This is a genomic window from Paenibacillus pasadenensis DSM 19293 (assembly GCF_000422485.1).
Lineage (GTDB): Bacteria > Bacillota > Bacilli > Paenibacillales > Paenibacillaceae > Paenibacillus_O > Paenibacillus_O pasadenensis.
Genome location: NZ_AULW01000001.1, coordinates 527,970 through 554,274 on the forward strand (window position 1 = coordinate 527,970; position 26,305 = coordinate 554,274).

Genomic DNA, 26,305 nt, shown 5'->3' on the forward strand with positions numbered 1-26,305 from the left:
TCCTTCATGACCGATTCCTTGCCTGCGCCTGCCCGCCGTCCCTCCGTTCGTGCGCCCGCTCCTCGCCCGTCTCCTCCGCCGCCTCGGGCAGCTCCAGCTCGAAGCGCGCGCCGCGTCCGGGCTCGCTCCAGATGCGGACCGCTCCCCCCCAGGTCGTCGCGACGAGGCTGTACACGAGGCTGAGGCCGAGCCCGGTTCCTCCGCGGCCCCGACGCGTCGTCACGAACGGATCGAAGATCCGCGCGGCCAGCTCCGGCTCCATGCCGACGCCGTCGTCCTCGAATTCCACATAGAGCCCCGCCCGCTCCCGCAGCCGCGAGATGGTGATCGCGACGATGCCGGAGCCGCCCTCCGGATACGCATGCGTGACGGAGTTGACGAGCAGGTTGGTCAGGATCTGATAAAAAGCCCCTACATATCCCGTCGTCTCCAGCCCCTCCTCCGCCTCGACCCGCACGTCCAGCCGGACGCCGGATTCCCGCAGCAGAGGGCTGAGGCTGATCAGCACGTCGAGCGCCGCCTGCTTGGCCTCGAACCGCTGGGGCAGCTCGCTCGCCTGGCCGGCGGCGACCTGCTTGAAGCTGCGCACGAGCTGCTCGGTGCGCTGCAGGTTCGACAGCAGGATGGACGCCGACTCCGAGCTTTCGGCCAGGAACCGCTCGAGCTCGGTCCGCTTCATCTGCCCGGAGGCGTACAGCTGCCGCAGCCGCTCGGCGCGCTGGGCGAGATGGCTCGACGCGGTGACGCCGATGCCGATCGGCGTGTTGATCTCATGGGCGACGCCGGCGACGAGACTGCCGAGCGAGGCCATCTTTTCGGCCTGCACGAGCTGCCGCTGCGCCGATTCCAGCCGCTCCATCGCCTCCTGCAGCTCCGCCGTCCGCTCCCGCACCCGCTGCTCCAGCGTCTGGCTCCACTCGTCCTTGAGCCGGTCCATCGCCAGCAGCCGCCGCGCCAGCTGCTCGGCCTCGGCGAACGAGCCGGCGTACTGGCGGGCGAGCAGAACCGACTGGAAGAGAGAGAACGCCAGGAAGCCGAGCGGAGCGAGCGAGGCCGCCCGCGTCAGGTCCGCCATGTAGAAGAAGTCGTGGATGATCGTAGCGGCGAGGACGGCGAAGCCGCAAAGGAACAGCAGCGCCCCCCGCTCGCCCCGGGCGACGGCCACGGCGATCGCGCCGGCCCCGTACGCCATGACGAAGCAGGCGTAAAGCTCCGCCGGCAGCAGCGCATGCTCGTACACCCGCTGCTCCGTCAGCAGGCATAGCAGCGCTCCCAGGCCGCCGACGGCGTCGGAGGCGCGGACGAGCCGGCGTCCGACGAACGCCGGATACAGCTCCCGCAGCATCCGGGTCAGCAGCAGCAGGCCGAGGTAGAAGATGAGGTAGAGCGCTTTGGCGAACCATTGCCAGTCCAGCTCGGGAAAGATCGTATAGACAAGGCGGTCGTTCACCAGCAGCGTCCGCACGGACATGAGCAGCGAGAACGAGCCGACATACAGCGAAGCGAGATGGCGCCGCCGCACGGCGAATACGAGCAGATGGTAAAACGCGATGATGCCGCAGGCTCCGAAGGCGAACCAGGAGACGGCCGCGTCGCGGCGATACGCCGCTTCGAGCTGCGCTTCCGTGCCGATCAGCGGGCTTCGCTGGAAGCCGCTTTTATAGTAGTCGTAGTTGGACAGCTGCAGCACGAGCTCCAGCTCCGGCCCGTCTCCTCTCTCCAGCGGCGCCACCTGCACGATCTGGCGCGGCACCGCCTCCTCCCGCGAGCAGGCGACGACGCCGGCCGACGCGGTCTCGCGGCCGTCCGCCCACAGCCGGTACGAGGTGAACGTATTGCCGAGCTTGACGGCGAGCAGCGGCAGCTCCTCCGGCAAAAGCGCCGTCAGACGCAGCGTCGCGCAGCCCTCCAGCGGATAGGTCCGTCCGTCGATCGGCTGCCTGTTCCAGTAGCCGGGCACGTCCATGTAGCCGGCCGGCTGCGGCGGCGCTCCGGCACCGGCATCCCAGCTGGCGGGCTCCAGCAGCCGGCCGGGGTAGAACTCCCACTGTCCGCGCAGCGCGATCGCCTCGTCGAACGGCTGGCCGGTCAGGTCGATTTTTCCCGCCGTCGCCGCAGGCGCCTGCTCCCCGCCGCTATCCGGCACCAGCAGCGTCCAGGCCGCCGCCCCCCCGATCGTCAGCAGCAGCAGCGCGGCCGGCAGGAGCCGCCATCGCTTACGGCTGGACGGTCGGAATTTCGGCATCCTTCAAATACCTCAGCTCGCGGGCGAGCACAAGCCCGGCGGCGAGCGGCAGGTCCTGGCTCTTGGCCAGCAGCTTGGGCGTATAATAATTCGACGGATGCCCGCGCTCCATCCAGCCGAGGCGCATGTAGGTTTCCGCCACCAGCTCGCTGCAGAAGAACGTCTTTTCATCCGCCTGGCAATCCCAGCTCCCCGCGAGCAGCTCCTCGGCCATCTTCGTCAGGCTCGGGAACGACGCGTCATGCACCTCCTCGACGAACGCCTGGAACTTGTCCAGCGTGTCCGCCGGCCTGTCTCCCTGCAGCTGCCGGAACGCGTACCGCGAATCGTACCGGTCCGCCTCGTCGGTCGCGATGCGCTCGCGCAGCCGCACGAGCATCGGTCCGGTCTTGATGCGATGCTGCTCGACGTCCTCGAGCGTCTCGGTCGTCGTCGACTCCCACAGCAGCGCCTCATCGAAGCCGGGCAGCCTTACGACCATGCCGACATGCGACCATTCCGAGCGGCTGATGATCTCGATCTCCTCCGATTCGAGGAAAATGCCGTGAAAAAACACCAGGTCCCCCGTCTGAAGCGTGCGTTCCCATTCCGTCCAAGCCGATTGCAGAGCCATTGCCATCCCTCTCCCCATCACCCATGTCGCTGCCGTCCGCAGGCGCGCCGCATCGTCAAAAAGCCCGTTCATCCGAGTGCCGCCTCGTGTCGTGTGAGCAGGTGCGGCTGGCGGAAAAACAGGCCGTGCGGACGCGAAGGTCCTCGCGCAGGAAGCGCAATCCAATTTTACCATGAAAGCGCTGCTTCAGGCAGGAGACTAAAGGCATGGTTTGCCGTTTTCGCGGGGGCGGGTTAAACTGAGATATTCATTCCAAAGAAGAGGAAGGTGAGCCGCTCTATGCTGGAAGTGCGCCAATCCCCGAATACGACGGGCGAATTCACCCGAGGCGTCTTCGCGACCCGCGACATCGCCAAAGGAACGCTGTTCCACGAGGCTCCGGTCGTCACATACCCGAACGAGGAGCATGAGCTGATCGAGCAGACGATCCTCGAGGACTACGTGTTCAACTTCGGGGCCAACCACGGCGCGCTCGTGCTGGGATACGGAAGCCTGTTCAACCACTCCTACGAGCCGAACGCGGTGTACGAGCTGAACTTCGAGCAGCTGACCGTCGAGTTCTACGCCTATCGCGACATCGCGGCGGGCGAGGAGATCATGATCAACTACAACGGCGAGCCGGATTGCGACGACCCGCTCTGGTTCACCGAAAACGACGAGCCGGAGGAGAAGTGAGCCGGACGTAAGAGGCGCGGCGCGCATTGAGGCGCGGCGAGTTGAGGCGCGGATAGTTGAGGCGCGGATAGTTGAGGCGCGGATAGTTGAGGCGCGGATAGTTGAGGCGCGACGCGGCGCGAGCGCTGGCGCGGCCAGCCTGCTCCGCTCGGATCGCTCGGCGCGGGCGCGAGCCCAGCCCGATGCAGTCTGGCGCCTGCGGACGCGGCAAGTTTTCCCTTGCCCGCGGCCTCGCTTGCCCTTTCCATCCATATATCGTAATATTAAGTTATAACGATTCTTTTTCCCGAAAGGAAGATCCGCCCATGAACACCGACAGCCGAGCGTTCGAGGAGGCGGCGGAGCTGCTGAAGGCGCTCGCCCATCCCGTGCGGCTCTGCATCGTGAACGGCTTGCTCGCCAAAGGCTCCTGCAACGTCAGCTTCATGCAGGACTGCCTCGGCCTGCCCCAATCGACCGTCTCCCAGCATCTGCAGAAGCTCCGCGCCGCGGGCATCGTGCAGACGTCCCGCAGCGGCCTCGAAGTCCACTATACGATCGCCGACGAGCGCGTGAAGCAGCTCGCCGGCATCCTGCTCAAGGAGGAGACCCCATCATGACCCGCAAAAAAATTCTGATCGTCGGCGGCGTCGCCGGAGGCGCTTCGGCCGCCGCCCGGCTGCGCCGGCTCGACGAGAACGCGCAGATCGTCCTGTTCGAGCGCGACGACCATATTTCCTTTGCCAACTGCGGCCTGCCCTACTACATCGGCGGCTCGATCCAGGACCGCTCCCGCCTGCTCGTCCAGACGCCGGAGGCGATGACCGCCCGCTACCGGCTGGACATCCGCGTCCGCAGCGAGGTCGTCGCCGTCAACGCGGCGGCCCGCACGGTCACCGTGCGCACCCGCGACGGACAGACGTACGAGGAAGCGTATGACGCCCTGCTGCTTTCTCCCGGCGCGAAGCCGATCGTGCCGTCCGTGCCGGGCGCCCGCCTCGGCGCGGTGACGACGCTGCGCAACCTGGCGGACACCGACCGCATCAAGTCGCTCGTCGACCGCCAAGGCACGCGCTCCGTGCTCGTCGTCGGCGGCGGCTTCATCGGCGTCGAGATGGCCGAGAACCTGCGCGAGGCCGGACTTGACGTGACGCTCGTGCAAATCTCCGGCCAAATCCTCGCCCCGTTCGATCCCGAGCTCGCCTCGATGCTCCAAGCCGAGCTGGAGAACGCGGGCGTGCGCGTCCTGCTGCATGAGACGGCCAAGGCTTTCCGCGAGCTCGCCGGAGGCGCCGTCGAGACCGAGCTCGCCGGAGGCGGCCTCGTCCGCTCCGAGCTTGTCGTGCTGGCGGTCGGCGTCGAGCCGGACACCGCTTTCCTTCAGGGCAGCGGCATTGCGCTCGGCGAGCGCGGCCACATCCTTGTCGACGAGTCGATGCGCGCGAGCGCGGAGGGCGTCTACGCCGTCGGCGACGCCGTGCTCGTCCGCGAGCTGGGCAGCGGCCGCCCGTCGGCCGTGCCGCTCGCCGGCCCCGCGAACAAGCAAGGCCGCATCGCCGCCGATGCGATCTGCGGCCTGCCGTCGACGTACAAGGGCGCGCAGGGCACGTCGATCATCAAGGTGTTCGGCTTGACCGGAGCGGCGACCGGCCGCAGCGAAAAGACGCTGCGCGAGCAAGGCGTCCCGTACGAAGCGACGTACGTGCATCCCGCCTCCCACGCCGGCTATTATCCAAATGCCGCGCCGATGGCGCTCAAGCTGCTGTTCGCCCCGGACGGCGCTATCCTCGGCGCGCAGGCGGTCGGAGCGGACGGCGTCGACAAGCGCATCGACTCGATCGCGGCCGTGCTGCGGCTCGGCGGCACCGTCCACGATCTGGCGGAGCTGGAGCTCGCCTATGCGCCGCCTTACTCCTCCGCCAAGGACCCGGTCAACATGGCCGGCTACACGGCGGAAAACATCCTCGCCGGACGGATGCCGGTCTTCCATGCGCCGGAGCTGGCGGAGCGCGACGAGTCCGCGACGCTGCTCGTGGACGTCCGCTCGGTCATGGAGCATGAGGCCGGCCACATTCCGGGCTCGCTGCTGGTGCCGGTCGACGAGCTGCGGGAGCGCCTCGCCGAGCTCGATCCGGGCCGCGAGATCTGGGTGTACTGCCAGGTCGGCATGCGCGGCTACACCGCCTCCCGCATCCTCGCCCAGCACGGCTACCGGACGCGCAACCTGAGCGGCGGCTTCAAGACGTACCGTCTGTTCGAGGCGGCGAAGCGGATGAGCGAAAAAGCCGCGGAAGCAAGCCGCCAAGCTCCGGCTGCGATGCCGATCGCGGCGACGGCGGAAGCTCCGGACAGCCCCGGCGGCAAGGCCGCCGGCGATGATGGCGCTCCGGAGCCGGACGCGACGCTCGACGCCTGCGGCCTCTCCTGCCCCGGCCCGCTCGTCGAGGTCAAGCGGCGCATGGACGCGCTCGAGCCCGGCCAAGTGCTGCGCGTGCAGGCGACCGATCCCGGCTTCGGCGAGGATGTCGGCGCATGGGCCCGCATGTACGGAGCGGAGCTGCTGCAGTCCGGCCGCGCGGCAGGCGGCCGCTTCGAGGCGCTGCTGCGCAAGCGGCCGGCAGCCGGCGCGCAGGCGTCGCCGTCCGCAGCGGCAGGCGCCGCAGCGTCCGCCGCTTCGGCAGCCGCTCCCGCCACGCCCGAGGGCAGCACGCTCGTCGTCTTCAGCGGCGACCTCGACAAGGCGATCGCCTCCTTCATCATCGCCAACGGCGCCGCCTCAAGCGGCAAGAAGGTGACGCTGTTCTTCACCTTCTGGGGGCTCAACATCATCCGCAAGCCGGAGCGCGTACAGGCGGACAAAGGCCTCGTCGGCAAGATGTTCGGCCTGATGATGCCGCGCGGCAGCACGCGGCTCGGCATGTCCCGCATGAACATGGGCGGCCTCGGAGCCAAGATGATCCGCGGCGTCATGAAGGGCAGCGGCATCTCCTCCCTGGAGGAGCTCATCCAGACGGCGCTTGACCAGGGCGTCGAGATCGTCGCCTGCTCGATGTCGATGGACGTCATGGGGCTGAAGCGCGAGGAGCTGATCGACGGCATCAAAGTCGGCGGCGTCGGCTATTACCTCGGCAAGGCGGACCAGTCGGGCATCAATCTGTTCATCTAGCCGAAACCGCATGGGGCGGACAGAAGGGCCTGGAAAAAGGCCGCCTGCCCGCCCCATGCTCCATTCTTGCGGTTTCATCCTCCGATGCGCCCGCAAGCGCCTGAAAAAGGGTATACTGGCGTCATGGAGGTGACTCGCATGAAGCGAACGACCCGCTCCGGCCCGGCCGGAGCCTTGCTTGGCGGCGAGCTCCCGTCGGACGTCGAATGGACGGCCATCACCGGCTGCGACGCGTCGGCGGACGGAGCGTTCTGGTACGCCGTGCGCTCGACCGGCATCTTTTGCCGGCCGTCCTGCCGCTCCCGCGATCCGCGGCGCGACCGCACGCTCGTGTTCCGGACGCCGGAGCAGGCGATGGCCGCCGGCTTCCGATCCTGCAAGCGCTGCGAGCCGGAAAAGGCCGCCAAGCCCGACGAGGCCTGGCTGTCCGAGATGGAGGGACTGATCGCCGAGCGGCTGCGCGCCGGACTGTCCCTCGGCGAGCTGGCGGACGCCGCCTGCCTGTCGCCCTGGCATCTGCATCGCCGCTTCAAGCGGGCGACGGGCTTGACGCCGCAGCAGTACATCCGCCGCGAGCGGATCGCGCGGGCCAAGCGGCTGCTGGACGATACGGAGCTGACCGCGGGGGCCGTCGCCAAGGAATGCGGCATCCCTTCCGCGAGCCGTTTCATCGCTTTGTTTCGCCAGGAAGCGGGCTGCACGCCCGCCGAGTACCGCCGCCGGACAGGCGGAGACCAAGATGTCGAGGGAGGCAAGGCCGAATGAGCGCAGAAGAGAACAGGCTGTACTGGAGCGTGCTGGAAAAGGACGGCTGGCGGCTGCATGCCGCAGCGGATGCGGACGGCTTCGCGTTCTGCGGATCGCAGGACGCGCCGTTCGAGGAGCTGGCCGAGTGGGCGGCGGCCCGCCGGCCAGGCGCGGCGCTGGAGCGGTCGGACCGCGTCCTCCAGCCCTATCTGGATGAGCTCGCCGCTTTGCTGAGCGGAGCGAGCCGCGAGTTCCGGCTGCCGCTGTCGCTTGGCGGCACCGCTTTCCAGCGGACCGTATGGGACGAGCTGCGGCGGATTCCGTACGGCGAGACGCGGACGTACGCCCAGATCGCCGAGGCGATCGGCCGTCCGTCGGCGGCGCGCGCCGTCGGCGCGGCGATCGGGGCGAATCCGGTGCTCATGCCGGTGCCCTGCCATCGCGTCGTCGGCTCCGGCGGCACGCTGACGGGCTACCGAGGCGGGCTGGAGATGAAGCGCCGGCTGCTAGAGCTGGAAAGCTCCGTCCGGCTGCGGCTCTCCGCGGAGCGCTGAGCGAGCTGGATTTCGCTGGCGGCGGCTGCGGCGTGGAGCGAGCCGGCTCACGGCTACGGCGCGGCGTGGAGCGAGCCGGTGAACGTTGGCGGCGCAGCGGCGTCGTGGAGCGAGCCGGTGAACATTGGCGGCGGTGCGGCGACGGCGCGGCAGCGATGAACGAGCCGGCGCCCGTTGGCAGCGCCGCGGCAGAGAGTCGGCGGCGAAGCGTTTGAGGCGGCTTCGCCGCGACATGCCGTCCTCGACAGGCAAAAAGCGTCCAGCCCCATTCCAGGGGCTGGACGCTTTTTTACGAAATAGGACTTCTTCGAGCTGTCCCAGCAGCCGACTGGCGCGGCTCTCCAGTGCCATTTTTACCGCTAAAGAGAGCCGTTCCTCAGCTGCGGGGCTTCCTAACGACAATTTTGCCGCTAAGGAGAGCCATTCATCATCTGCGGGGCTTCTTAACGACAATTTTGCCGTTAAGGAGAGTCCTAGCGCCAATTTCACCGTGAAGGATTCTCCGACTGAACGAAGCCTCCGTCCCTGCGGCTCCGACCGATCCCGCCCGCTACTCCTGCTGCTTGCGGTAGAGCAGCCGCGACGCGAGGATGCCGACGACGCCGAGACCGATGAACAGCACCGCCCGCACGGCCGTCGAGACGCCAGGCAGATCGACGAAGATGACCTTGATCAGCGTCAGGAACAGCAGCACGATGCCGGCGGCTCGCACCTTGGACTTATGCGCCAGCAGGCCGATGGCGAACAGCGCGACCGCATACGCGACCCAGACGGCGGACAGGACGAGCGAGCGGCGGTCCGGATCGAGCGTCTCGGCGAGCACGAGCGTCAGCTGCGTGAGGAACACGAGCACGAGCATCCCCCCGCTCCAGAGCAGCAGCGGTCCGGGACCGCCCGGCAGCTCCTTGTGGCGCAGCGGCCGCAGCAGGAAGTACATGGCCGCCCAAGCGGCGAGCAGCGCGAGCCAGCCGAACGTCTCCTCCGACCATGCCTCGCGGATCGGGGCGTTCAGCACGAGGCCGACGCCGAGGAACAGCGTGGCGGCAGCCGCTGTTTTTTGCATCCAGGAGGACAGCCGGAGGCCTAGATACAGCGATGCGACGCCCTGCGCGAGCAGCACCGGACCGAGGTAGCGGTACGAGGCGGCGTCGAAGGCCAAAAGCACCCAGCCCAGCGTCGAGGCGGCCGCGTAGAGGCGCATCCGGTCCTTGTCCAGAGAACGGAAGCCGAAGGCGGCTCCAGCCAGCAGCAGCGACAGCGCGGCGATCGTCCAGCGGTAGCCGGACGGTCCGGCCAGCTCATGCAGCCAGGCCGCGTTCAGCGCGAACGAAGCGAGCAGCAGCCCTTGCCGCTCCGGCCGCTTGGCGAACTCCGCATCCCGCAGCGACAGTCCGAGCTGCAGCCCATAATGCAGCAGCAGCGCGCCCAGCACGAGCCAGCGCTCGCCAGGTTCGTCCGCGCTGACCCCTCCGAACAGCATCGGCGGCAAAAGCAGCACATACGACAGCACATAGGCGATCCGGAAGCCGAATCGGTAGCTGAGCAGCAGCACCGCGCCAGCAAACGCCGCCTCGTAGCCGATGAACAGCGGCAGGCTCGGAGCGACCGAGTCGACGAGGAACGGCACGAGCGCGCCGGCGACTCCGGCCGCCAGCATGAGCGCCTGCGACCGGTAGCGCAGCGAGCAGCCGACGAACAGCAGCACGACGGCGACGTACAGGGCGAAGGCCGCTGCCGGGCCGATGAAGCCGTACAGCATGTGGGCGGCGAAAAGCGTCAGCACGAGCACTCCGTTCGCGCCGCCAAGCAGCGTCTGCGCCAGCGCTCGCCGATCCTGCTGCATCCAGCGGACGCCCAGCCCGAACATCGCCGCCGAGGCGGCCAGCCCGATCCAGCAGCGGATCGCCGGCGTGATGTAGCCCGCGCTCGCCGCGGCCAAGAAGCCCCACAGCACGCCGATCAGCAGGACGACGATGAAAATCCGCGGCAGCCATATCTGGCCGATCTGGCGCTCCCAATCCACCGGCGGCCGCGGCGAATTCGCTCCCGCTCCGGCTCCGGCCGCCCCTGGCTGGCCCGGCCGCCCTTCGGCGCCCGAATGCGCAGACGCTCCGCTCCAGCCGGCAGCCGGATGCCCTGCCGCCAGCGGCGGCTCTGCCGCGCCTGCGGCCGAGCTCTGGCCGGCCCATGGAGCTCCCGCGAGCGGTCCTTCTTTCGAATGAGCTTCAAGATGGCCAGCCTGCGGAGGAGAAGCGGCCTGATTAGGCCCGGCAAGCGGATGCGCCCCTGTCTGCTGGCTGCTGCCCGGCGGATGCGCCCCTGTCTGCTGGCCGCTGCCCGGCGGATGCGCCCCTGTCTGCTGGCCGCTGCCCGGCGGATGCGCCCCTATCTGCTGGCTGCCTGGCGGAGGCGCCGCCTGCAGGTGGCTTCCTGACGGACGCGCCCCGGAATGCTCCTCTGCCTGCAGCTGGCTGCTTGGCGGTTGCGCCTCTGCCTGCAGCGGCCCCCCGTCCTGAAGCAGCCGCCCGTATCGGTACAGCTGACGCCGGAGCTCCCGCACTTCTTCCTCGAGCCGCGCGACCCGCGCTTCCATCGCTTCCTGATTCATCGACGTCCCCCTTCCGCATCGCATGATCGTCCTATTATGGCAACGCCTTCCATCGCCTGTCAACGCTTTCGACTGGATGCGGCGGCTGTGGATATCATGCCTCATCCTGCCTGTTGCGCGTGGCTCGCAGCCTTTTCGTGAGCCGGCCGATTCCAGCTGCAAAAAAAGAGGCTGTCCCTCGGTCAATGACTCTGACCTCTAGGACAGCCTCCGCAGAAAGCCGTGATGCTTGGGGATTATCCTGCCGCCAAGCGATTCTGGCTCGGCCGCCTCATCGCTGGCTCTGCAGCTTCCAGCCTAAGAGCGTGCTTGCAAACCCGCTCCGAGGCATCGCGTCACGGCCTTTTCGCCTCCTGCTTCGTCACGCGGGCTTGACGTACCCCCTCACGCAGGCTTGACGTACCCTCGTACGCCTCCTGCTTCGTCACGCAGGCTTGACGTACCCCCGTACGCCATCGCCTACGTTCCTTGCAGGGATCGAAATTTTCGGCAATATCGGCTTTCTTCGGAGCATGCAGACACGACTCAGCCGAGCTTGCGAAGCTCCTCGTTGTAAGCGCGGAGCAGCGTGAGCCGGCCCGGGCGCACCCGGTCGGCCTCGAGCAGCGCCCGCTCGACCTGGGCGTCGCTCAGGCCGAGCTCGGCCGGGCTTCCCGGTCCGCCCGCCAGAGCGAGCAGCTCCCGAATCCGCTCGCCGGAAGGCAGCGAGCCGACGATCCGCTCGATCTCGCTCCAGGCCGGACCTGCCGCGGCGGCGACGCGCGACGCCGCCTCCGCCGACACGGGAGGCAGGCTGGCGTACGTTGGAGCAGCCAGCCCGGACTTACGGCTTGGCGGCGATGCCGGCTCAGCCCCTTCGGCCGCTCCCGGCCTCGCCTCTGCATCCACTCCCGCAGCCCGCCCTGTGCCCGCTGCCGCAGCAGCTGCCTCGCCGCTGCCTGCCCCTCCGTCCTTGCCCGAAGCAGCGGCGACGATGGCGCGGTAATAGTCGGCGATGATCGCGCATGCGACGCCCACCTTCGCGCCGTGCAGCAGCGGCCGCGCTCCTGCGCGGTGAAGCTCCATTTCCCAGTAGTGGGACAGATGATGCTCCGCGCCGGACGCCGGATGGGACGCGCCGAGCAGCAGCATCGCGAGGCCCGATTCGATCAGCGCCTCGGCGAGCGTCTCGACGCCGGATGCCGCTCCGCCCTGCTCCGCCTCCGCCTGCACGCTCACAACCGCTCCGCCCTGCTCCGCCTGCGAGCCCCCGGCGGCCTCGCCGCCTCGCAAGCGATCCGCTTGCTCGATGCTTCGCCGCAGCGCGCTGTCGGTCAGCGCCGCCACGCCTGCGCTCCAGCCGCCCTGCGCGCCGCCCGACAGCAGATGCTCGATCCGCCAGTCGGCGAGCGACGTCAGCTTGCCGAGCATGTCGCCGAAGCCGGCGGCGGTCAGCGGAGCCGGCGCGGCCTGCAGCAGCCCGGTCTCGGCGAACACGGCCGCCGGGCCGACGGCCGCGACCGTCGTCTTGACGCCGCGCAGCAGCAGCGGCGCGCCGAGCGAGGTGAAGCCGTCGACCGAAGCCGCGGTCGGCACGCTGACGAACGGAATGCCGAGCGCATAAGCGGCGAAGCGGGTCAGGTCGTGGATCGTGCCCGCTCCGGCCGCGAACAGCACGTCCGCTCCCGCCGGCTTGGCCGCGAGCAGCAGCTCCATGAGCGACGCCTCGTCGGCGACGACGTCCCCGGCGGCATCCGCCGCTATGACGGCGACAAAAGCGTCGATGCCCGCCTGCTCAAGCAGCCGCTGCAGCCGCCGGCCCGCCGCGGCGGCCGTCCGCTCGTCGCAGGCGATCGCCGCCTTGCGCCAGCCTTGGCCCGCGATATAGGCCGGCACCCGCTCCAGCGCGTCCGCCTCGACAAGGATCGGCTCCGGCAGCGGGCATGCCTGCAGCCGCTCCTCCAATCCAAGCGCCTCCGCCTGGCGGCGGAAGCTTTCCCTCAGATCGCTCATGACCGCACCCGCCGCCTAGCGGCCGAGCCGCCAGGCCAGGTCGCTCCAGCGCAGCTCCTGGCGCAGGCGCCCCGGATCGGTGCCGCGGCCGATGACGACCGCCTCGATGCCCGCCATCTCCGCAAAGTCGAGCAGCTGCTCCGTCTTCACGACGTACGAGAAGCCGGTATGATGCGCGCCGCCGGCTGCGATCCAGCCCTCGACCCCGTCCTTGAGCGTCGGCAGCACCTTCCACAGCGCGCGCGCGACCGGCAGCTTCGGCAGCGGCTTGCTGACCTCGACCGCCTCGACCTCGTTCACGACGAGACGGAACCGTCCGCCGAGATCGACGATCGTCGCGTTGAGCGCTTCGCCGGCGCGGCCGTTGAACACCATGCGCGCCGGGTCCTCCTTGCCGCCGATGCCGAGCGGATGCACCTCCAGACGCGGCTTGTCGGCCGCGATCGTCGGGCAGATCTCCAGCATATGCGCGCCGAGCACCAGCTCGTTGCCCGGCTCGAGATGGTAGGTGTAATCTTCCATGAACGAAGTGCCCTCGTTGCCCGCCATCACCTTCATGAGGCGCACGAGCGCGGCCGTCTTCCAGTCGCCTTCGCCCGCGAAGCCGTAGCCGTCCTCCATGAGCCGCTGCACCGCGAGGCCCGGCAGCTGGCGCAGGCCGTGCAGATCCTCGAACGTCGTCGTGAACGCCGTGAAGCCGCCTTCCTCGAGGAAGGAGCGGATCGCCAGCTCCAGCCGCGCCTGGTAGGCGATCGCCTCGCGCTGCTCCGGCCCCGGAGCGACGATTTCATAGCGCTCCGCGTAGAGAGCCATCAGCTCCTCGACCTGCTCCGCCGTCACGGCCTCTACGCGCTGCGCCAGATCGCCGACGCCGTACGTGTTGACCGACCAGCCGAACTTGATCTCCGCCTCGACCTTGTCGCCCTCGGTGACCGCGACCTGGCGCATGTTGTCGCCGAAGCGGACGACCTTGAGCGAGCGGCTCTCGGCCAGCGCCGCCGCCGTGCGCTGCCAGCCGCCGAGCTGGCTCAGCACCGACGCGTCCTGCCAGTGGCCGAACACGACCTTGCGGGGCACGTTCATGCGGGCGGTGATGAAGCCGTGCTCGCGGTCGCCGTGCGCCGACTGGTTCGTATTCATATAGTCCATGTCGATCTCATCCCACGGGATGTCGCGGCTGAACTGCGTCGCCAGATGCAGCAGCGGCTTGGTCAGCGCGCTCAGGCCGCCGATCCACATCTTGCTCGGAGAGAACGTATGCATCCAGGTGATGACGCCCGCGCAGAGCGGGTCCGCGCTTGCGCTGACGAGCGCCTGGCGGATCTCGTCCGGCGTCTTGACGACCGGGCGCAGCGACACCTCGTACGGCAGTCCTCCTTCTTCGTTCATATGGCGGACGATCGCAGCGGCGTTCGCGGCTACCTCCTGCAGCGTCTCGGGACCGTAAAGATGCTGGCTGCCGGTCAGGAACCAAAATTGATAGGCGGGTACAGTGAGCATAATGTCAGCCTCGCTTTCAGTTGGTGGTTGGGGATGCTTCCGCATGAGCCGCCGATTTTGCGGTCTCGCGGATCGACTTGAGCGTCTTCATGACCGGGTTCGCGCCGCGGCCGAAATAGTCGTGCAGCTTGCTGTACTCCTCGTACAGGCGCTCGTAGACGGCTTGATTTTCCGGAATCGGATGATAGCTCTCTTCCTTGACCCGCGCCATCGCGGCGGCGGCTTCGACGATCGTCGCGTAGCCGCCCGCCTCCTCGCCGGCCGCGACCGCGGCGAACATCGCCGCGCCGAGCGCCGGCGTCTGCCGCGAGTCGGCGATGCGGATCTCGCGCCCGGTCACGTCGGCGTAGATCTGCATGAGCAGGCGGTTTTTCTGCGGCAGGCCGCCGCAGGCGTACAGCACGTCGACCGGCACGCCGCTGCCGTGGAAGGCGTCGACGATCTTGCGCGTGCCGTAGGCCGTCGCCTCGAGCAGCGCGCGGTAGATCTCCTCGGGGCGCGTCTGCAGCGAATAGCCGAGCAGCACGCCGGTCAGGTCGGTGTCGACGAGCACGGATCGGTTGCCGTTCCACCAGTCGAGCGCGAGCAGGCCGGATTCGCCCGGACGGGACCTGGACGCCTCCGCCTCGAGCCACTCGTGCACGCCGACGCCCGCGTTTTCCGCCGCCTCGCGCACATAGGCCGGCACGCCCTCGGTCACATACCACTCGAAAATGTCGCCGACCGCCGACTGGCCGGCCTCATACCCGTAGTAGCCCGGGATGATGCCGTCCTCGACGACGCCGCACATGCCCTCCACCTCGCGCTCCTCCGTGCCGAGCAGCATGTGGCAGATCGACGTGCCCATCGCCATGACGAGCTTGCCCGGCGTCACGACGCCGACCGCCGGCACGGCCGCATGGGCGTCGACGTTGCCGACCGCGACCGCGATGCCCGCCCGCAGGCCGGTGCGCTCCGCCATCTCCGGCGTGAGGCCGCCGGCGCGCGTGCCGAGCGGCACGATGTCGCCGCGCAGCTTCGTTTCCGCCAGCCGCTCCAGCCTCGGATCAAGCGCTTTCAGGAAATCCCCGCTCGGATAGCCGTCCTGCTTGTGCCAGATCGACTTGTAGCCCGCCGTGCAGCTGTTGCGCAGCGTCACGCCCGTCAGCTGCGAGATGACCCAGTCGGTCGCCTCCAGGAACAGGTCCGTCTCTTCGTAAATATGCGGAGCCTCGTCGAGGATCTGCCAGATCTTGGCGAACATCCATTCCGAGGAGATCTTGCCGCCGTAGCGGGCCAGCCAGCGCTCTCCGCGCTCGGCCGCGATCTCGTTGAGCCGGTTCGCCTCGTCCTGCGCGGCGTGATGCTTCCACAGCTTGACCCAGCTGTGCGGGTCCGCGCTATGCGCCGGCAGCAGGCAGAGCGGCGTGCCGCTCTCGTCGACCGGCAGCATCGTGCAGGCCGTGAAGTCGATGCCGATGCCGATCACCTCGGCCGGATCGATGCCGGACTGCCGCAGCACCTCCGGGATCGAGCGCTCGAGCACGGCGATGTAGTCGCCGGGATGCTGCAGCGCCCAGTCGTCCTCCAGCAGCTGGCCCGTTCCGGGCAGCTTGCGGTCGATCACATGATGCGGATAGGGCGTCACATGATCCGCGATCTCCGCCCCGTTCGCCAGATTCACTAGCACGGCGCGTCCGGACTGCGTGCCGTAATCGACGCCGATTGCATACTTGGCCATCCTGATCTCCTCCTAGGTCGTGGTCTGTCCGTAATAAGCGCCCGCGCCGTGCTTGCGCAGGTAATGCCGGTCGAGCAGGCTGGCCGCCATCGGCTGCGCCTCGGGGCGGAGCTGGAACGTATGGTACGCCATCTTGGCGACCTCCTCCAGCACGACCGCGTTGTGCACCGCCTTGGCCGGCGTCTTGCCCCACACGAACGGCGCGTGGGCGTGGACGAGCACGCCCGGGATGTCGTCCGGCTCGCGCCGTGCGAACGTCTCCACGATCACGCGGCCCGTCTCCTCCTCATAAGCGCCTGCGATCTCCTCATCGAGCATCGGACGCGTGCACGGGATCTCTCCGTAGAAATAATCCGCGTGCGTCGTGCCGAGCGCCGGAATCGGACGTCCAGCCTGCGCCCACGAGGTCGCCCACGGCGAATGCGTATGGACGATGCCGCCGATGCCGGGAAACGCCTCGTACAATACCAGATGGGTCGCCGTATCCGAGGACGGCTTCCACTTGCCCTCCACGACGGCCCCCTTGCGGTCGACGACGACCATGTCCTCGGCCAGCATGTCGCTGTAGGCGATTCCGCTCGGCTTGATGACGACAAGTCCGGTCTCCCGGTCGATGCCGCTTACGTTGCCCCATGTAAACGTGACCAGCCCGTGGCGCGGCAAGTCGAGGTTTGCTTCCAGCACCTCTTGCTTCAGCTGCTCCAGCATGCCTGCATGCTCCCTTCGCATGAATATGCCCTTAGTATAAACTTGTATGTACATGTTGGGAAGATCTTTTTTATTGCTGCATAGTGGTATGTACAAGAAAGGACGGCTTTCGCCGTCCTTTCTTGTCGCCGGGAGCCTCGTTCCGAGCGCGAGGCTCCCGGCCGACGCTTCGATATTGGCCTACGGTTACGGGTAACGGTTAAGTGCCGAAAACCTTGACCTCCCACAGCTGCGGCGTATACCAGTTGCCGGGATTGTTCCACAAAACGGCGTCGACCATGTTGATGCGGACGTAGCGGGCTGTCGCCGTCAGCGAGTCCGAAGTGAAGCCGTACGTCGTATTCCCCGTCCGGTCCAGAGCGACGGTCCAGTTGACGTTGTCGCTGCTCGTCTCGATCTTGTACTTGTAGAACGCTTCGGAGCCTTTGTACATGTACCATGAAATCTGCACGTTCTTGATGCTTTTGACCGCGCCGAGATCGACTTGCCACCAGTGCGGCCACGTCACTCCCGTCGCCACCCAGCCCGTCTGGTAATTGCCGTCATTGGCGCGGCTCGCCGGATAGGCGGCCTGCGCGGTCTGCGCGGTCGCCGGCTTGCCTTGAGAGAGCAGCGTCCCGTTGTTGACTCCGGCGACGAAGCCCGTGTCCGCGTCCACCTGGATCTGATCCGAGTACGTCAGCGAGGCGCTCGTCCCGTTCAGCACGAGCGGCAGCCAGACGTATCTGGAATCGCCAAGCGCGCTCGGATTCCAGCGGTCGCCGACATAGATCGCGTTGGAGCCGCTGGAGCCCTGGATCGTGAAGATGAAGGCCGGCTGGGTGTAGAACGTGGACGGATCGCCGATCGGCTGCAAGGCCGACCAAGGCCCGTTCAGGCTCGTCGCGGTGGAGTACATCGCCTGGTTCGGGTACCAGCCCGTCGCGCCCGACGTGATGAGGTAGTAGAGCGAGCCTTTTTTGACGATGGCCGGAGCCTCGCGATGATCGCCTTCATAGATCATGTTCATCTCTTGCGCGATGCCCAGATAATCCGGCGTCAGCTTGTACAGGCGCAGGTTGTAGTTGTTGTCGGAGGAGGAGAACAGATAGGCTTGTCCATCCGTGTCCTTGAAAATCGTCATGTCGCGCGATTCCTTGCTGTTGGGCCGGAAGCTGCCATGGTAGGTGAACGGTCCTATCGGGGAAGAGGAGGAAGCGACCGCGACGCGAGCCAGCGTGTAGCCGTTGCCGTCCTCGTAGTGGGCCCACAGCACGTACTTATTCGTCGCCTCGTTATAGATGACTTTGGGACGCTCGATCTTGGCGGACGCCAGCTCCGGGCTGGATGCCGTCGTCAGGGCGTAGCTGCGCCATGTCCAGTTTTTCAGGTTCGTGGAGGAGTACACCGTGACGGCCTTGAAGTTCGCGCTGTTGTGGATCTTGTCCTCTCCATACCAGTAGTAGGTCGAGCCGACCTGCAGGATGGAGCCGGCATGGGCTTGGAACGAGGCATTGTTCACATCCTTCCACGGCGTGCCGTTCGCGATCGTCTGGACCGCGGCGCTCGCTTCTTTCGGCGACTGCAGCGTCAGGCATGGGGCGATCAAGGCGAGCAGCAAAATGAGCTTGAGCCAGCTTTTCATCATTCTCCCTCTTTCTTCACGTCAATTTGGAAGCGCTTCCTTCTATAGATATACCAGTCCCTTCCGAGGCGCGAAAGTGAAAAAAGGCCATTTGTATGGACAAACGGCCGTTAGGGGCAGTGAACAATTCTCAACAATATGCAAAAATGCCAAATCGTACAGGAGGGCTGCTGCAGCGCGATGCGGAGCGCCCCCCCGTCGCCACGACATTCAGCCGCCGAAGCGGGCTTTGATCCGATCGTATTCCTCGGTCGAGATCGGAAGCACCGTGCCGTGCTTGAATCCGTACGGAAAGCTGAACAGCTCGTCGGAACGGATGAACCTTCCGCTTGCGAGCGATTCGGCGACAAACGGCACATAGCCTTGTCCTTCGCCCTGCACGCCGTAGAAATCCAGCATCAGGCACCATCTGCCATCCGGCAGGCGGAAAGCGGTCGGAGCCTCGTAGACGCCCTGCTCGAGCTTGGCCATCTCTGCGTCGAAGGCTTCGACGCGGACATAATCGTCTCCGGCGACCGCTGTTCCCTTCTCCAGCACGATCGCGGCCGGATTGGCCTCGCTTTTCAAGAACCGATAAAAGCTCCCGTCCTCCACGTAGATCGCCGAGTCGATGATGCCGCTGTCTTCCTTGCGGCACAGCAATTCGGGCTGGCTGAACTGCTCGAAGTCGCGCGTGCGGGAATAGTAGATCGCTTTCGGCCCGTAACCGTTGGACGCGTGCGAGGACGACCAGTGGACGATATAGTCGCCGCTCCGCTCGTCATGGACGATGTCCGGCGCCCACAGGCAGCCGAACGAGTCGTCGCCAAGCGGAATCAGTCGCTGCTCGGACCAGTGGATCAGGTCGCTCGACTTCCACAGGGAGAGGCATTTGCTTCCGTCGATGCCGATGTTGCCCCAGTCGCCCTTGTACTTGCCGTGGAAGCTGTTCGCGAGGCTGAGATCCGTCGCCAGGATGCAGAAGCCGCCTTCGCGGGTACGGACGATCGTATGGTCGCGGACGCCCTTTTCTCCGAGCACGCTTTCGAGCACCGGCCTGCCGCCGTTCACCTGCTCCCAGCGGAACCCGTCCTTGCTGAGGCCGAAGTACACCTGTTCTCCGTCCGGCGTTTCCTTTTCCTTGAAATGAACGAACAAATAAGCCTCCGTCATGTCCGGCTCCCCCTTCATCATGCGCATCCGCTGCGAAATCGATTCCAGAACTGGAATCCGAGCGCTCCATCCATCTTGTACGATGCCGCGTTCATGCGTCAACTTCCGGCAAAGAAAAAAACAGCCCCTTCTCGCAAAAGAAGAGGCTGTCTCGCAGTTGGATGCGGCTCATGGCGCGGCCGCTGCGGCGGGCGCTGCTCGGACGTCACCTGCCGAGCGGGACGACAAGCGGCGTATGCGATACCGGATCGTCGATGATTCTGCACTCCAGGCCAAAGACGTCTTCGACCAGCCTCTCCGTCATGATCTCGCTCGGATTCCCTTGCGCGACGACTTGGCCATCCTTCATCGCGATGAGGTGAGTCGCATATCGCGCCGCATGGTTCAGGTCATGCAGGACGGCGACGATCGTGCGGCCTTGCTCGTTCAGGTCCTTGAACAGCTCGAGCAGGTCGATTTGATGGGCGATGTCCAAATAGGTCGTCGGCTCGTCGAGCAGCAGCAGCGGCGTCTGCTGCGCGATCGCCATGGCGACCCAGACGCGCTGGCGCTGGCCGCCGGAGAGCTCGTCGACGAAGCGCTGCGCAAGCTCGCTCGTATCGGTCAGCCGCATCGCGTCGACGACCGCTTCTTCGTCCTCGTCGGTCCATTGCCGGATGAAGCTTTGATGCGGGTAGCGTCCGTGCGCGACCAGATTGGCCACCGTGATGCCGTCCGGCGCGGTCGACGATTGCGGCAGCAGGCCGAGCTTGCGCGCCGCTTGCTTGGACTTGTAGGCGGAGATGTCTTTGCCGTCCAGCAGGACCTGCCCGGCGGCAGGCTTGATGAGCTTGGCCAGCGTCCGCAGCAGCGTCGATTTTCCGCATGCGTTCGGTCCGACGATGACCGTATAGGAGCCGTCCGGTATGGTCACGGAAAGGTTCTGCGAGATGATGCGGTCGTCATAGCGGATCGTAATGTCTTCCGTCCAAAGCCTCGACGCCGGCTCGGAGCTGCTCGCTTGCCGGCTGCCATCCACGGATCTTGTCATGTCAGGGTTCCGTTCCTTTCCAGGCCGATGGGTCGGCTACAAGGCCGACCGCGCTTGCCTGAACAATATGCCTACGAGGTATAAGCCGCCTATCGTCAGCGTGACGACTCCGACCGGAAGCAGGACGCCCGGCACAAGCCGCTGCGCGGCCAGATCCGCGCTCAGCAGGATGAACGCCCCCATCGCCGCCGCCGGAGCGAAGCTATGCAGCGATTTAGTCAGACGCAGCGCGATTTGAGGCGCCGCAAGGGCGATGAAGCTGACCGGCCCCATGACAGCCGTCGGAGCGGCGGTCAGGACGACAGCCAGCAGGATGAGGACGAGGCGCGAGCGCTCCACGCGGACGCCGCGGGCTTTGGCCGCGTCCTCGCCAAGCTCCATCGCCTGCAGCGGACGGATCATGGCCATAGCCGCCAGCAGCAGCGCGGCGACGACGATCAGGCTTCCAGCGGACTGGGCCCAGCTGATGCCGTTAAGCGAGCCTGCGCCCCAGGCCGCGGCCGTGAGCGCGACCTCTGCCTTGCTGCGCAGCAGCAGCATTGAATTCAAGCTGCTCAGAATCGTGGAGATGGCGACGCCGACGATGATCAGCCGGAAGCCCTGCGTCCCTTTGCGGAATGCCAAGGAATAAATGAGGACGGCCGTCGCCAGGCCGCCGATCAGCGCGCCCGCCGCGATTCCTGCAAACGACGTGGAGCCGACGATGAGCATGGCGACAAGAGCACCCGTATACGAGCCGGAAGTAAACCCGATGATGTCCGGCGATCCGAGCGGGTTCCGCGTCAACGACTGGAAAATAGCGCCGCTGACGGCCAGCCCGGCGCCGAAGACGATCGCCGCCAGCACGCGCGGCAGCCTCCACTCGACGACGATCGTCCGTGCCATTTTGGTTCCTTCCCCGTTCAACGCGGCCCAAACTTCCGCCACGCTGAGCCGCAAGGAGCCCATCATCAGTCCGGCGACCGCCAGCGCCAAGGTCATGGAGACGAGCACGGCCGTCACGGCCAGGCTCCTCGCATCGATCCGAAGCTGGATCCCCTTTTTGATTCGTATGTACCGCCTGCCGAACGGAACGGGAGTCATTGCAGCCACTCCTCCACCTTTTAGAAAATAGCGTTTGCTTCCAAACTTCGTTCCATTCAAGACAGCTTGCTGGCGGCGCGGCGACGGACAAGGAGGATCAGGATCGGCGCGCCGATGAAGCCCATGATGATGCCTACGGGCACCTCGCTCGGCAGAAGCACGATTCTTCCGATCATGTCGGCGATCAATAGCAGCAGCGGAGCGACGGCGAGCGAGTAGATGAATATCCAGGGCTGGCTCGGTCCGACGAACCAGCGGATGCAATGGGGGACCATGAGGCCGAGAAAGCCGATCGGGCCGGCGATCGCCGTCGCTCCGCCGGCAAGCAGCGTGACGGCGACCAGGCCGATGCCGCGGATCAGGATGACGTTGACGCCCAGCGAGGCTGCCCGGTCTTCGCCGAAGGCAATCGCGTTCAAGGCGGGAGCGAGGGCCAACGCCAGCCCGGCGCCGACCAGCAGGATCGGCAGCACGGGCCAGATGTCGGCCAGGCTCGCCCGGGCGAGCGAACCGACGGTCCAGTTCAGCATGCGCTCGAACTCCTTGCTGTTCAAAAGCGTCATGGAGGTCGTAAATCCGCTCAAGACCGCTCCGATCGCGACCCCCGCCAGCGTCAGCTGGACGGGCGTCGGAGAGCTTTTGCCCGCGCCTCCGCCGATGAAATACACGAGGACCGTCGCCGCGAACGCGCCGGCAAGCGCGAAGCCCACATATCCCGTCACCGTGCCGATCGAAAAGACGCCGACCCCCACAGCAACAGCAAAGGCTGCCCCTGCACTCACGCCAAGAATGCCGGGGTCAGCCAATGGATTTCGGGTCAAAGCCTGGATGAGCGCTCCCGCGAGTCCAAACGCAGGACCGACCGCGAGCGCGAGCAGCGTGCGCGGCAGCCGGGAGTCCAGAATGACCCGATGCTCATACGTGTCGCTGCTGGAAAGCAGCGCCTGGAAAACCGTCTCGATGGAAAGCCGCTTCGCTCCGATCATCAAGCTAAGGCACACGGCAGCCGCAAGCAGGAGGAGCGCGATGATGAACCCCGTTATCCTTTTGGATCGCAAGGACCCGACAGGTCGAGTTCGAGCCTGATCATGCTTGGGCTGCTTGGCCAACGTTCTCACGCTCCGGTTTTAGCGATGGCTTGAATCTGCTTCGGCAAATTCTCGATCGTCCACAGCAGGGACGGAATCGTGCCGGTAGAGAAGGCATTGGATGTGTTCTCATCCAGAATGATGGCTCGGCCGTCTACGACGGAAGGAATTTTCTGGAACAGCTTGTTGTCCGTAATTTCCTTTGGATCGACCCAGATCGGCATGACGACCGTCACGTCCGCATCCAGCAGGTCGAGCTGCTCGTCCGAAACCTTCACATAGAAGTTTCCGTCGGCCTTTTGCTCGACCTCGGCCTTGTTCTTGAATCCGAGCCGTTCCATGAAGTCGACCCGAGCATCGCCCTTGACGTAAGCGCCGAACCCGTCGGAGGAATAAGCTCCGACGACAATGGACTTGCCGGCGAATTCCGGATAGGCCGCAGCCGCTTTTGCAAAGGCGTCGTCGACTTGCTTGAGCAGCGCCGCGCCTTCTTCTTCCTTGCCCAGCGCTTTGGCGATCATGTCGACCTGCTCGCTCGCGGACGTCAAATAGTTGTCTCCGTCTGCCGGAACGCCGACCGTCGTCGCGATCTCGGACAGGCGCTTGTAGCGCTCTTCGTCGCCGGAGGACTTCACGTCCAGAATCAGATCGGGCTCGAGCGCGGCGATCTTCTCGTAGTCAAGCTCCATCGTGCCGAGGATCGTCGGAGCTTCCGCATAGGCTCCCTCCAGCCATGGGCCGACTCCGTCTCCGCCGAAGGCGAGCCAATCGCTTGCGCCGACCGGCTGCACGCCAAGGCTGAGCGCCGTCTCCGCATCGCCCCAGCCGAGCGCGACGACGCGCTTCGGCTCTTCGGTGATCGTCACCTGGCCGAATTTGGTGTCGATGCTGGCGTTGAACGATTCCGTCGCGGCAGGCGACGGACTTGGATTGGCATTGGTCGAATTGGAGCTGTCCGCTCCGTTATTGTTGGCTCCCGAGCAGCCCATCAGACCGATGACGATTGCCGTGGCGAGCGAAACGCCGCCGAGCCGTTTAGTCAAGTTGAACATGAATATCCCCTTTTCTTGTCTATGCGATTGAGAATCATTATCGTCAAGGATATTCAATTTACTTTCCTTTGTCAAGCAAGGACGAGGGGATAAATGAGGCGAAAATGGGGATGAAATTTATGGGAATAATCGAAAGTATATTGTTTTTCGTATTATTGATGCTGCAACTCGATTTATTTTTTGGTTCACGCCTCTGCAAAACGATGCGAATAAAAAAATAAATCGAGCCGCGCAGCAAAAAGCAATGGATTAGCCGTTCCACGGAGCCGTCGAGCCGCGCTCGATCAGCTCCGGGGCATAAATGAGCTGCTCCTGGGGCGGAGCCGGCTGGCCGTCGGCCAGGTCGAGCAGCAGCCGCGCGGCTCGCGCCCCGAGCTCGGACTTCGGATGCGACAGCGTCGTCAGCTTGACCGAGCCGGCGAGCGCGAGCTGCGAGTCGTCGAAGCCGACGACCGACAGCTCGTCCGGAACGGACAGGCCGAGGCCGCTCGCAAGGTCGACGAGCTGCACGGCGAGCTCGTCGTTGTAGCAGACGAGCGCCGTCGGGCGCTCGCCCTGCGGCAGCTCCAGCAGCCGCTTCGCGGCGGCCGCAGGCTTGCTCGCCTTGTCCTCAGAGGCATAGAGCACGAGCCGGTCCGGCTCCGGCGTCAGGCCATGCTCGCGGCAGGCGCGCAGCATGCCCTGCAGGCGCCGCGTTCCTTGCATGTCGTCGGTCTTGAACAGGCCGGCCAGACGCGTGTGGCCGAGCCGGAGCAGATGGGCGGCGGCGGCGTAGCCGCCGGCCTCGTCGTCCACCTTGACGCAGGGGCAGTCCAGATCCGGGTAGCGCTCGTTGATCATGACGAGCGGGATGCCGTCGAGCTGGAGCCGCACGTACAGATCCAGGTTCGTGTTGCCCTGGGCGCTGCGGGTCGGCTCGACGATCAGCCCCTTGACCGGATGGGCGAGCATCCGCTCGAGCCCTTGGCGCTCCGCCTGCTTGCTGTTGTCCGTGCTCGACAGTAGCAGCCCGCAGCCGCGGCTCCTCAGCTCGGCCTCCGCTCCCCGTACGATATGCGGGAAGATATAGTCCGAGATGTACGTCGTAATCATGCCGACGGCCGTGCCGCCGCCCGCTCCCGGACGAGCCGACGGGCTCGCGAACGTGCCTTTGCCGTGCACGCGGTAGAGCAGCCCTTCGCTGACCAGCTCGCCGATCGTCTGGCGCACCGTCTGGCGGCTCAGCCCGAACTGGGCCGCCAGCTCGTTCTCGGACGGCAGCTGCTCGTCCGCCCGGTATTTTTCCGCTCGCAGCCAGCCTTCGATCTGCTGCTTCAGCAAGCGGTATTTCGGTTGTCTGTCTTCCATGCCTGCACCCCGTCCATCAAGCTACCGACCAGTATACCACATGCAAGCTTGTACGGACATGTCGGAGACGGAAGGGCGGGGATGGGGTTGGGGCGGACACGCGTGGACGGAAGCGCCTCGCTGCAAGGCCGAGGCTGGTCAGAGCCGGGGCGACAGGGCCGCGACGCGCCAAAAAACCGCTCCTCGCGCGCAGGAGCGGTTTTCGGGCCAAGCTATCAGGCTGGGACTGGGGCAAGTGCGCCTAAGGGCGGTTCGCCTGCTCCTTGAGCAGGTCGCGGATCTCGATGAGCAGCTTCTCCTCGCCGGTCAGCACGATCTCCTTCTCGGCCGGTCCTTCCTCCACCTTCTCCTTGCGCTTGAGCTTGCCGAGCAGGCGGATGAACAGGAAGATCGAGAACGAGACGATGAAGAAGTCGATGATCGACTGCAGGAACAGGCCGTACGTCAGCACCGTATCTCCGACGGTGACTTCTAGCCCCGAGACGTTGATGCCGCCGAGCACGATGCCGAGCAGCGGCGTGACGATGTCGGCGACGAGCGAGCTGACCATCTTGCCGAAGGCGGCTCCGATGATGACGGCGATCGCCAGCTCCATGATGTTGCCCTTCATGGCGAACGCCTTGAAGTCTTTCCACATGGGGTTGTCCACTCCTTTTCAATTGTCCTGGTTGAGGATCTCTTCCAAGTATACCTTTTCCAGGCCGATGAGAAAGAGTCTTTTCGATCCTGCCTGCGGCGGATGGCAGCCGGGCCGTGCGCCAGCAGGCGCTAGTCGGCGAGCGACGCCCAGAACAGGCCGTCCGGATCGTGCTCCACCTGCTCCAGCTGACGCTCGAAGTCGGCATCCGGCGAAATATGCGGCACTCGGCTCCACGCCTTGCCGGACCGGTCCAGCCGCTGGACCTCCCAGAGCTGCCCGTCATGCCGGAAGCGAGCGATCGGACGCGCTTCCCACTGCGGCTTGCTGCCGCGCATGGCGGGCCGCCATTCCAGCAGCGTCAAGCAGTCCTCGTCCCACTCGCTCGACAGGCGCACCTGGTCGCGCAGCGGACGCGGCACCTTGAGCTCGGCGTAGCCCTCCATGATGCGGCTGATCCGGAATCTCGTGAACGGATCGATCGCCACGGGACTACCAGCTCGCTTTTTTGACGCCGGGAATCTGGCCCTTGTAAGCCAGCTCGCGGAACGCGATCCGCGATACCTTGAACTTGCGCAAATAGGCATGCGGGCGGCCGGTCATCTCGCAGCGGCTATGCAGCCTCGTCGGCGAGGAGTCGCGCGGCAGCTTGGCGAGCGCCTCGTAATTTCCTTCCGCTTTGAGCTGGCGCCGCCGCTCCGCATACTTCTCGACGAGCGCCTTGCGTTTCTGTTCTTTGACGACTTTGGACTTCTTGGCCATGTTGCCTCTCTCCTTTTAAATGA

The 26,305-nt window shown here is 66.0% G+C and carries 22 protein-coding genes; 5 read left to right on the forward strand and 17 right to left on the reverse strand.

The window, feature by feature from the left end:
- Positions 1–4: 4 nt before the first annotated feature.
- Complete coding sequence (locus H582_RS29715) at positions 5–2,245, reverse strand: sensor histidine kinase (protein ID WP_052332882.1); 2,241 nt, start codon at positions 2,243–2,245, stop codon at positions 5–7.
- Positions 2,217–2,858 carry a C40 family peptidase gene (locus tag H582_RS25635; RefSeq protein WP_052332883.1) on the reverse strand — a complete coding sequence of 214 codons (642 nt, stop codon included), beginning with the start codon at positions 2,856–2,858 and terminating at the stop codon, positions 2,217–2,219. Before H582_RS25635 ends, H582_RS29715 begins: the two co-directional genes overlap by 29 nt.
- Positions 2,859–3,137: 279 nt before the next feature.
- On the opposite strand from H582_RS25635, the gene H582_RS0102320 reads away from it, so the two are divergent.
- From H582_RS0102320 to H582_RS0102340, 5 genes are all read left to right on the forward strand, one after another.
- A complete protein-coding gene (locus tag H582_RS0102320) occupies positions 3,138–3,533 on the forward strand; it encodes an SET domain-containing protein (protein WP_028597207.1) in 396 nt (131 codons plus the stop codon).
- A 305-nt stretch (positions 3,534–3,838) separates the two neighbouring features.
- Positions 3,839–4,132 carry an ArsR/SmtB family transcription factor gene (locus tag H582_RS0102325; protein ID WP_028597208.1) on the forward strand — a complete coding sequence of 98 codons (294 nt, stop codon included), beginning with the start codon at positions 3,839–3,841 and terminating at the stop codon, positions 4,130–4,132.
- Entirely contained in the window at positions 4,129–6,678 is a 2,550-nt protein-coding gene (locus H582_RS0102330; RefSeq protein ID WP_028597209.1) for a DsrE/DsrF/DrsH-like family protein, read from the forward strand. Before H582_RS0102325 ends, H582_RS0102330 begins: the two co-directional genes overlap by 4 nt.
- A 138-nt stretch (positions 6,679–6,816) precedes the next feature.
- A complete protein-coding gene (locus H582_RS25640) occupies positions 6,817–7,443 on the forward strand; it encodes an Ada metal-binding domain-containing protein (RefSeq protein WP_052332884.1) in 627 nt (208 codons plus the stop codon).
- Entirely contained in the window at positions 7,440–7,979 is a 540-nt protein-coding gene (locus tag H582_RS0102340; protein ID WP_028597210.1) for a methylated-DNA--[protein]-cysteine S-methyltransferase, read from the forward strand. The genes H582_RS25640 and H582_RS0102340 overlap by 4 nt, the downstream gene beginning before the upstream one ends.
- 550 nt (positions 7,980–8,529) lie before the next feature.
- Here H582_RS0102340 and H582_RS0102345 read toward each other — a convergent pair.
- From H582_RS0102345 to rpsN, 15 genes are all read right to left on the reverse strand, one after another.
- Positions 8,530–10,587 carry a DUF2339 domain-containing protein gene (locus H582_RS0102345; RefSeq protein ID WP_028597211.1) on the reverse strand — a complete coding sequence of 686 codons (2,058 nt, stop codon included), beginning with the start codon at positions 10,585–10,587 and terminating at the stop codon, positions 8,530–8,532.
- 525 nt (positions 10,588–11,112) lie between these two features.
- Positions 11,113–12,579 carry a sn-glycerol-1-phosphate dehydrogenase gene (locus H582_RS25645; RefSeq protein ID WP_043110751.1) on the reverse strand — a complete coding sequence of 489 codons (1,467 nt, stop codon included), beginning with the start codon at positions 12,577–12,579 and terminating at the stop codon, positions 11,113–11,115.
- 15 nt (positions 12,580–12,594) lie between these two features.
- Complete coding sequence (gene araA, locus H582_RS0102355; protein ID WP_028597212.1) at positions 12,595–14,079, reverse strand: L-arabinose isomerase; 1,485 nt, start codon at positions 14,077–14,079, stop codon at positions 12,595–12,597.
- A gap of 16 nt (positions 14,080–14,095) precedes the next feature.
- Positions 14,096–15,799, reverse strand: a complete 1,704-nt coding sequence (locus H582_RS0102360) for a ribulokinase (RefSeq protein ID WP_028597213.1) — start codon at positions 15,797–15,799, stop codon at positions 14,096–14,098.
- Between the two features lie 12 nt (positions 15,800–15,811).
- Complete coding sequence (gene araD / locus H582_RS0102365; protein ID WP_028597214.1) at positions 15,812–16,507, reverse strand: L-ribulose-5-phosphate 4-epimerase; 696 nt, start codon at positions 16,505–16,507, stop codon at positions 15,812–15,814.
- A gap of 199 nt (positions 16,508–16,706) precedes the next feature.
- Positions 16,707–18,134 (reverse strand): family 43 glycosylhydrolase, encoded by a 1,428-nt coding sequence (locus H582_RS0102370; protein WP_028597215.1) that lies wholly within the window; start codon positions 18,132–18,134, stop codon positions 16,707–16,709.
- A 207-nt stretch (positions 18,135–18,341) separates the two neighbouring features.
- Positions 18,342–19,283: a glycoside hydrolase family 43 protein gene (locus H582_RS0102375; protein ID WP_043110752.1), complete on the reverse strand. Its 942-nt coding sequence runs from the start codon at positions 19,281–19,283 to the stop codon at positions 18,342–18,344.
- Positions 19,284–19,488: 205 nt separating this feature from the next.
- Positions 19,489–20,313 (reverse strand): ABC transporter ATP-binding protein, encoded by an 825-nt coding sequence (locus tag H582_RS0102380; protein ID WP_043110753.1) that lies wholly within the window; start codon positions 20,311–20,313, stop codon positions 19,489–19,491.
- Between the two features lie 36 nt (positions 20,314–20,349).
- Entirely contained in the window at positions 20,350–21,396 is a 1,047-nt protein-coding gene (locus H582_RS0102385; protein ID WP_043110754.1) for a FecCD family ABC transporter permease, read from the reverse strand.
- A gap of 56 nt (positions 21,397–21,452) precedes the next feature.
- On the reverse strand, positions 21,453–22,514 hold the full coding sequence (locus tag H582_RS0102390; protein WP_043110755.1) for a FecCD family ABC transporter permease: 1,062 nt from the start codon (positions 22,512–22,514) through the stop codon (positions 21,453–21,455).
- On the reverse strand, positions 22,511–23,536 hold the full coding sequence (locus tag H582_RS0102395; protein WP_043110756.1) for an iron-siderophore ABC transporter substrate-binding protein: 1,026 nt from the start codon (positions 23,534–23,536) through the stop codon (positions 22,511–22,513). The genes H582_RS0102390 and H582_RS0102395 overlap by 4 nt, the downstream gene beginning before the upstream one ends.
- Before the next feature lie 249 nt (positions 23,537–23,785).
- Positions 23,786–24,883: a GntR family transcriptional regulator gene (locus H582_RS0102405; RefSeq protein ID WP_028597221.1), complete on the reverse strand. Its 1,098-nt coding sequence runs from the start codon at positions 24,881–24,883 to the stop codon at positions 23,786–23,788.
- 241 nt (positions 24,884–25,124) lie between these two features.
- On the reverse strand, positions 25,125–25,520 hold the full coding sequence (gene mscL / locus H582_RS0102410; protein ID WP_028597222.1) for a large conductance mechanosensitive channel protein MscL: 396 nt from the start codon (positions 25,518–25,520) through the stop codon (positions 25,125–25,127).
- Positions 25,521–25,651: 131 nt separating this feature from the next.
- The gene (locus H582_RS0102415; RefSeq protein WP_052332885.1) at positions 25,652–26,008 is read right to left on the reverse strand and encodes a DUF3024 domain-containing protein; all 357 of its coding nucleotides are present in this window, start codon (positions 26,006–26,008) and stop codon (positions 25,652–25,654) included.
- Between the two features lie 4 nt (positions 26,009–26,012).
- The gene (gene rpsN / locus H582_RS0102420; RefSeq protein WP_028597224.1) at positions 26,013–26,282 is read right to left on the reverse strand and encodes a 30S ribosomal protein S14; all 270 of its coding nucleotides are present in this window, start codon (positions 26,280–26,282) and stop codon (positions 26,013–26,015) included.
- Positions 26,283–26,305 lie beyond the last annotated feature (23 nt).

What these genes read in the sequence shown, in the direction of transcription:
- H582_RS29715 (WP_052332882.1), bottom strand. Translation starts at nt 2,245, where the DNA reads ATGCCGAAATTCCGACCGTCCAGCCGTAAGCGATGGCGGCTCCTGCCG.
- H582_RS25635 (WP_052332883.1), bottom strand. Translation starts at nt 2,858, where the DNA reads ATGGCTCTGCAATCGGCTTGGACGGAATGGGAACGCACGCTTCAGACG.
- H582_RS0102320 (WP_028597207.1), top strand. Translation starts at nt 3,138, where the DNA reads ATGCTGGAAGTGCGCCAATCCCCGAATACGACGGGCGAATTCACCCGA.
- H582_RS0102325 (WP_028597208.1), top strand. Translation starts at nt 3,839, where the DNA reads ATGAACACCGACAGCCGAGCGTTCGAGGAGGCGGCGGAGCTGCTGAAG.
- H582_RS0102330 (WP_028597209.1), top strand. Translation starts at nt 4,129, where the DNA reads ATGACCCGCAAAAAAATTCTGATCGTCGGCGGCGTCGCCGGAGGCGCT.
- H582_RS25640 (WP_052332884.1), top strand. Translation starts at nt 6,817, where the DNA reads ATGAAGCGAACGACCCGCTCCGGCCCGGCCGGAGCCTTGCTTGGCGGC.
- H582_RS0102340 (WP_028597210.1), top strand. Translation starts at nt 7,440, where the DNA reads ATGAGCGCAGAAGAGAACAGGCTGTACTGGAGCGTGCTGGAAAAGGAC.
- H582_RS0102345 (WP_028597211.1), bottom strand. Translation starts at nt 10,587, where the DNA reads ATGAATCAGGAAGCGATGGAAGCGCGGGTCGCGCGGCTCGAGGAAGAA.
- H582_RS25645 (WP_043110751.1), bottom strand. Translation starts at nt 12,579, where the DNA reads ATGAGCGATCTGAGGGAAAGCTTCCGCCGCCAGGCGGAGGCGCTTGGA.
- araA (WP_028597212.1), bottom strand. Translation starts at nt 14,079, where the DNA reads ATGCTCACTGTACCCGCCTATCAATTTTGGTTCCTGACCGGCAGCCAG.
- H582_RS0102360 (WP_028597213.1), bottom strand. Translation starts at nt 15,799, where the DNA reads ATGGCCAAGTATGCAATCGGCGTCGATTACGGCACGCAGTCCGGACGC.
- araD (WP_028597214.1), bottom strand. Translation starts at nt 16,507, where the DNA reads ATGCTGGAGCAGCTGAAGCAAGAGGTGCTGGAAGCAAACCTCGACTTG.
- H582_RS0102370 (WP_028597215.1), bottom strand. Translation starts at nt 18,134, where the DNA reads ATGATGAAAAGCTGGCTCAAGCTCATTTTGCTGCTCGCCTTGATCGCC.
- H582_RS0102375 (WP_043110752.1), bottom strand. Translation starts at nt 19,283, where the DNA reads ATGACGGAGGCTTATTTGTTCGTTCATTTCAAGGAAAAGGAAACGCCG.
- H582_RS0102380 (WP_043110753.1), bottom strand. Translation starts at nt 20,313, where the DNA reads ATGACAAGATCCGTGGATGGCAGCCGGCAAGCGAGCAGCTCCGAGCCG.
- H582_RS0102385 (WP_043110754.1), bottom strand. Translation starts at nt 21,396, where the DNA reads ATGACTCCCGTTCCGTTCGGCAGGCGGTACATACGAATCAAAAAGGGG.
- H582_RS0102395 (WP_043110756.1), bottom strand. Translation starts at nt 23,536, where the DNA reads ATGTTCAACTTGACTAAACGGCTCGGCGGCGTTTCGCTCGCCACGGCA.
- H582_RS0102405 (WP_028597221.1), bottom strand. Translation starts at nt 24,883, where the DNA reads ATGGAAGACAGACAACCGAAATACCGCTTGCTGAAGCAGCAGATCGAA.
- mscL (WP_028597222.1), bottom strand. Translation starts at nt 25,520, where the DNA reads ATGTGGAAAGACTTCAAGGCGTTCGCCATGAAGGGCAACATCATGGAG.
- rpsN (WP_028597224.1), bottom strand. Translation starts at nt 26,282, where the DNA reads ATGGCCAAGAAGTCCAAAGTCGTCAAAGAACAGAAACGCAAGGCGCTC.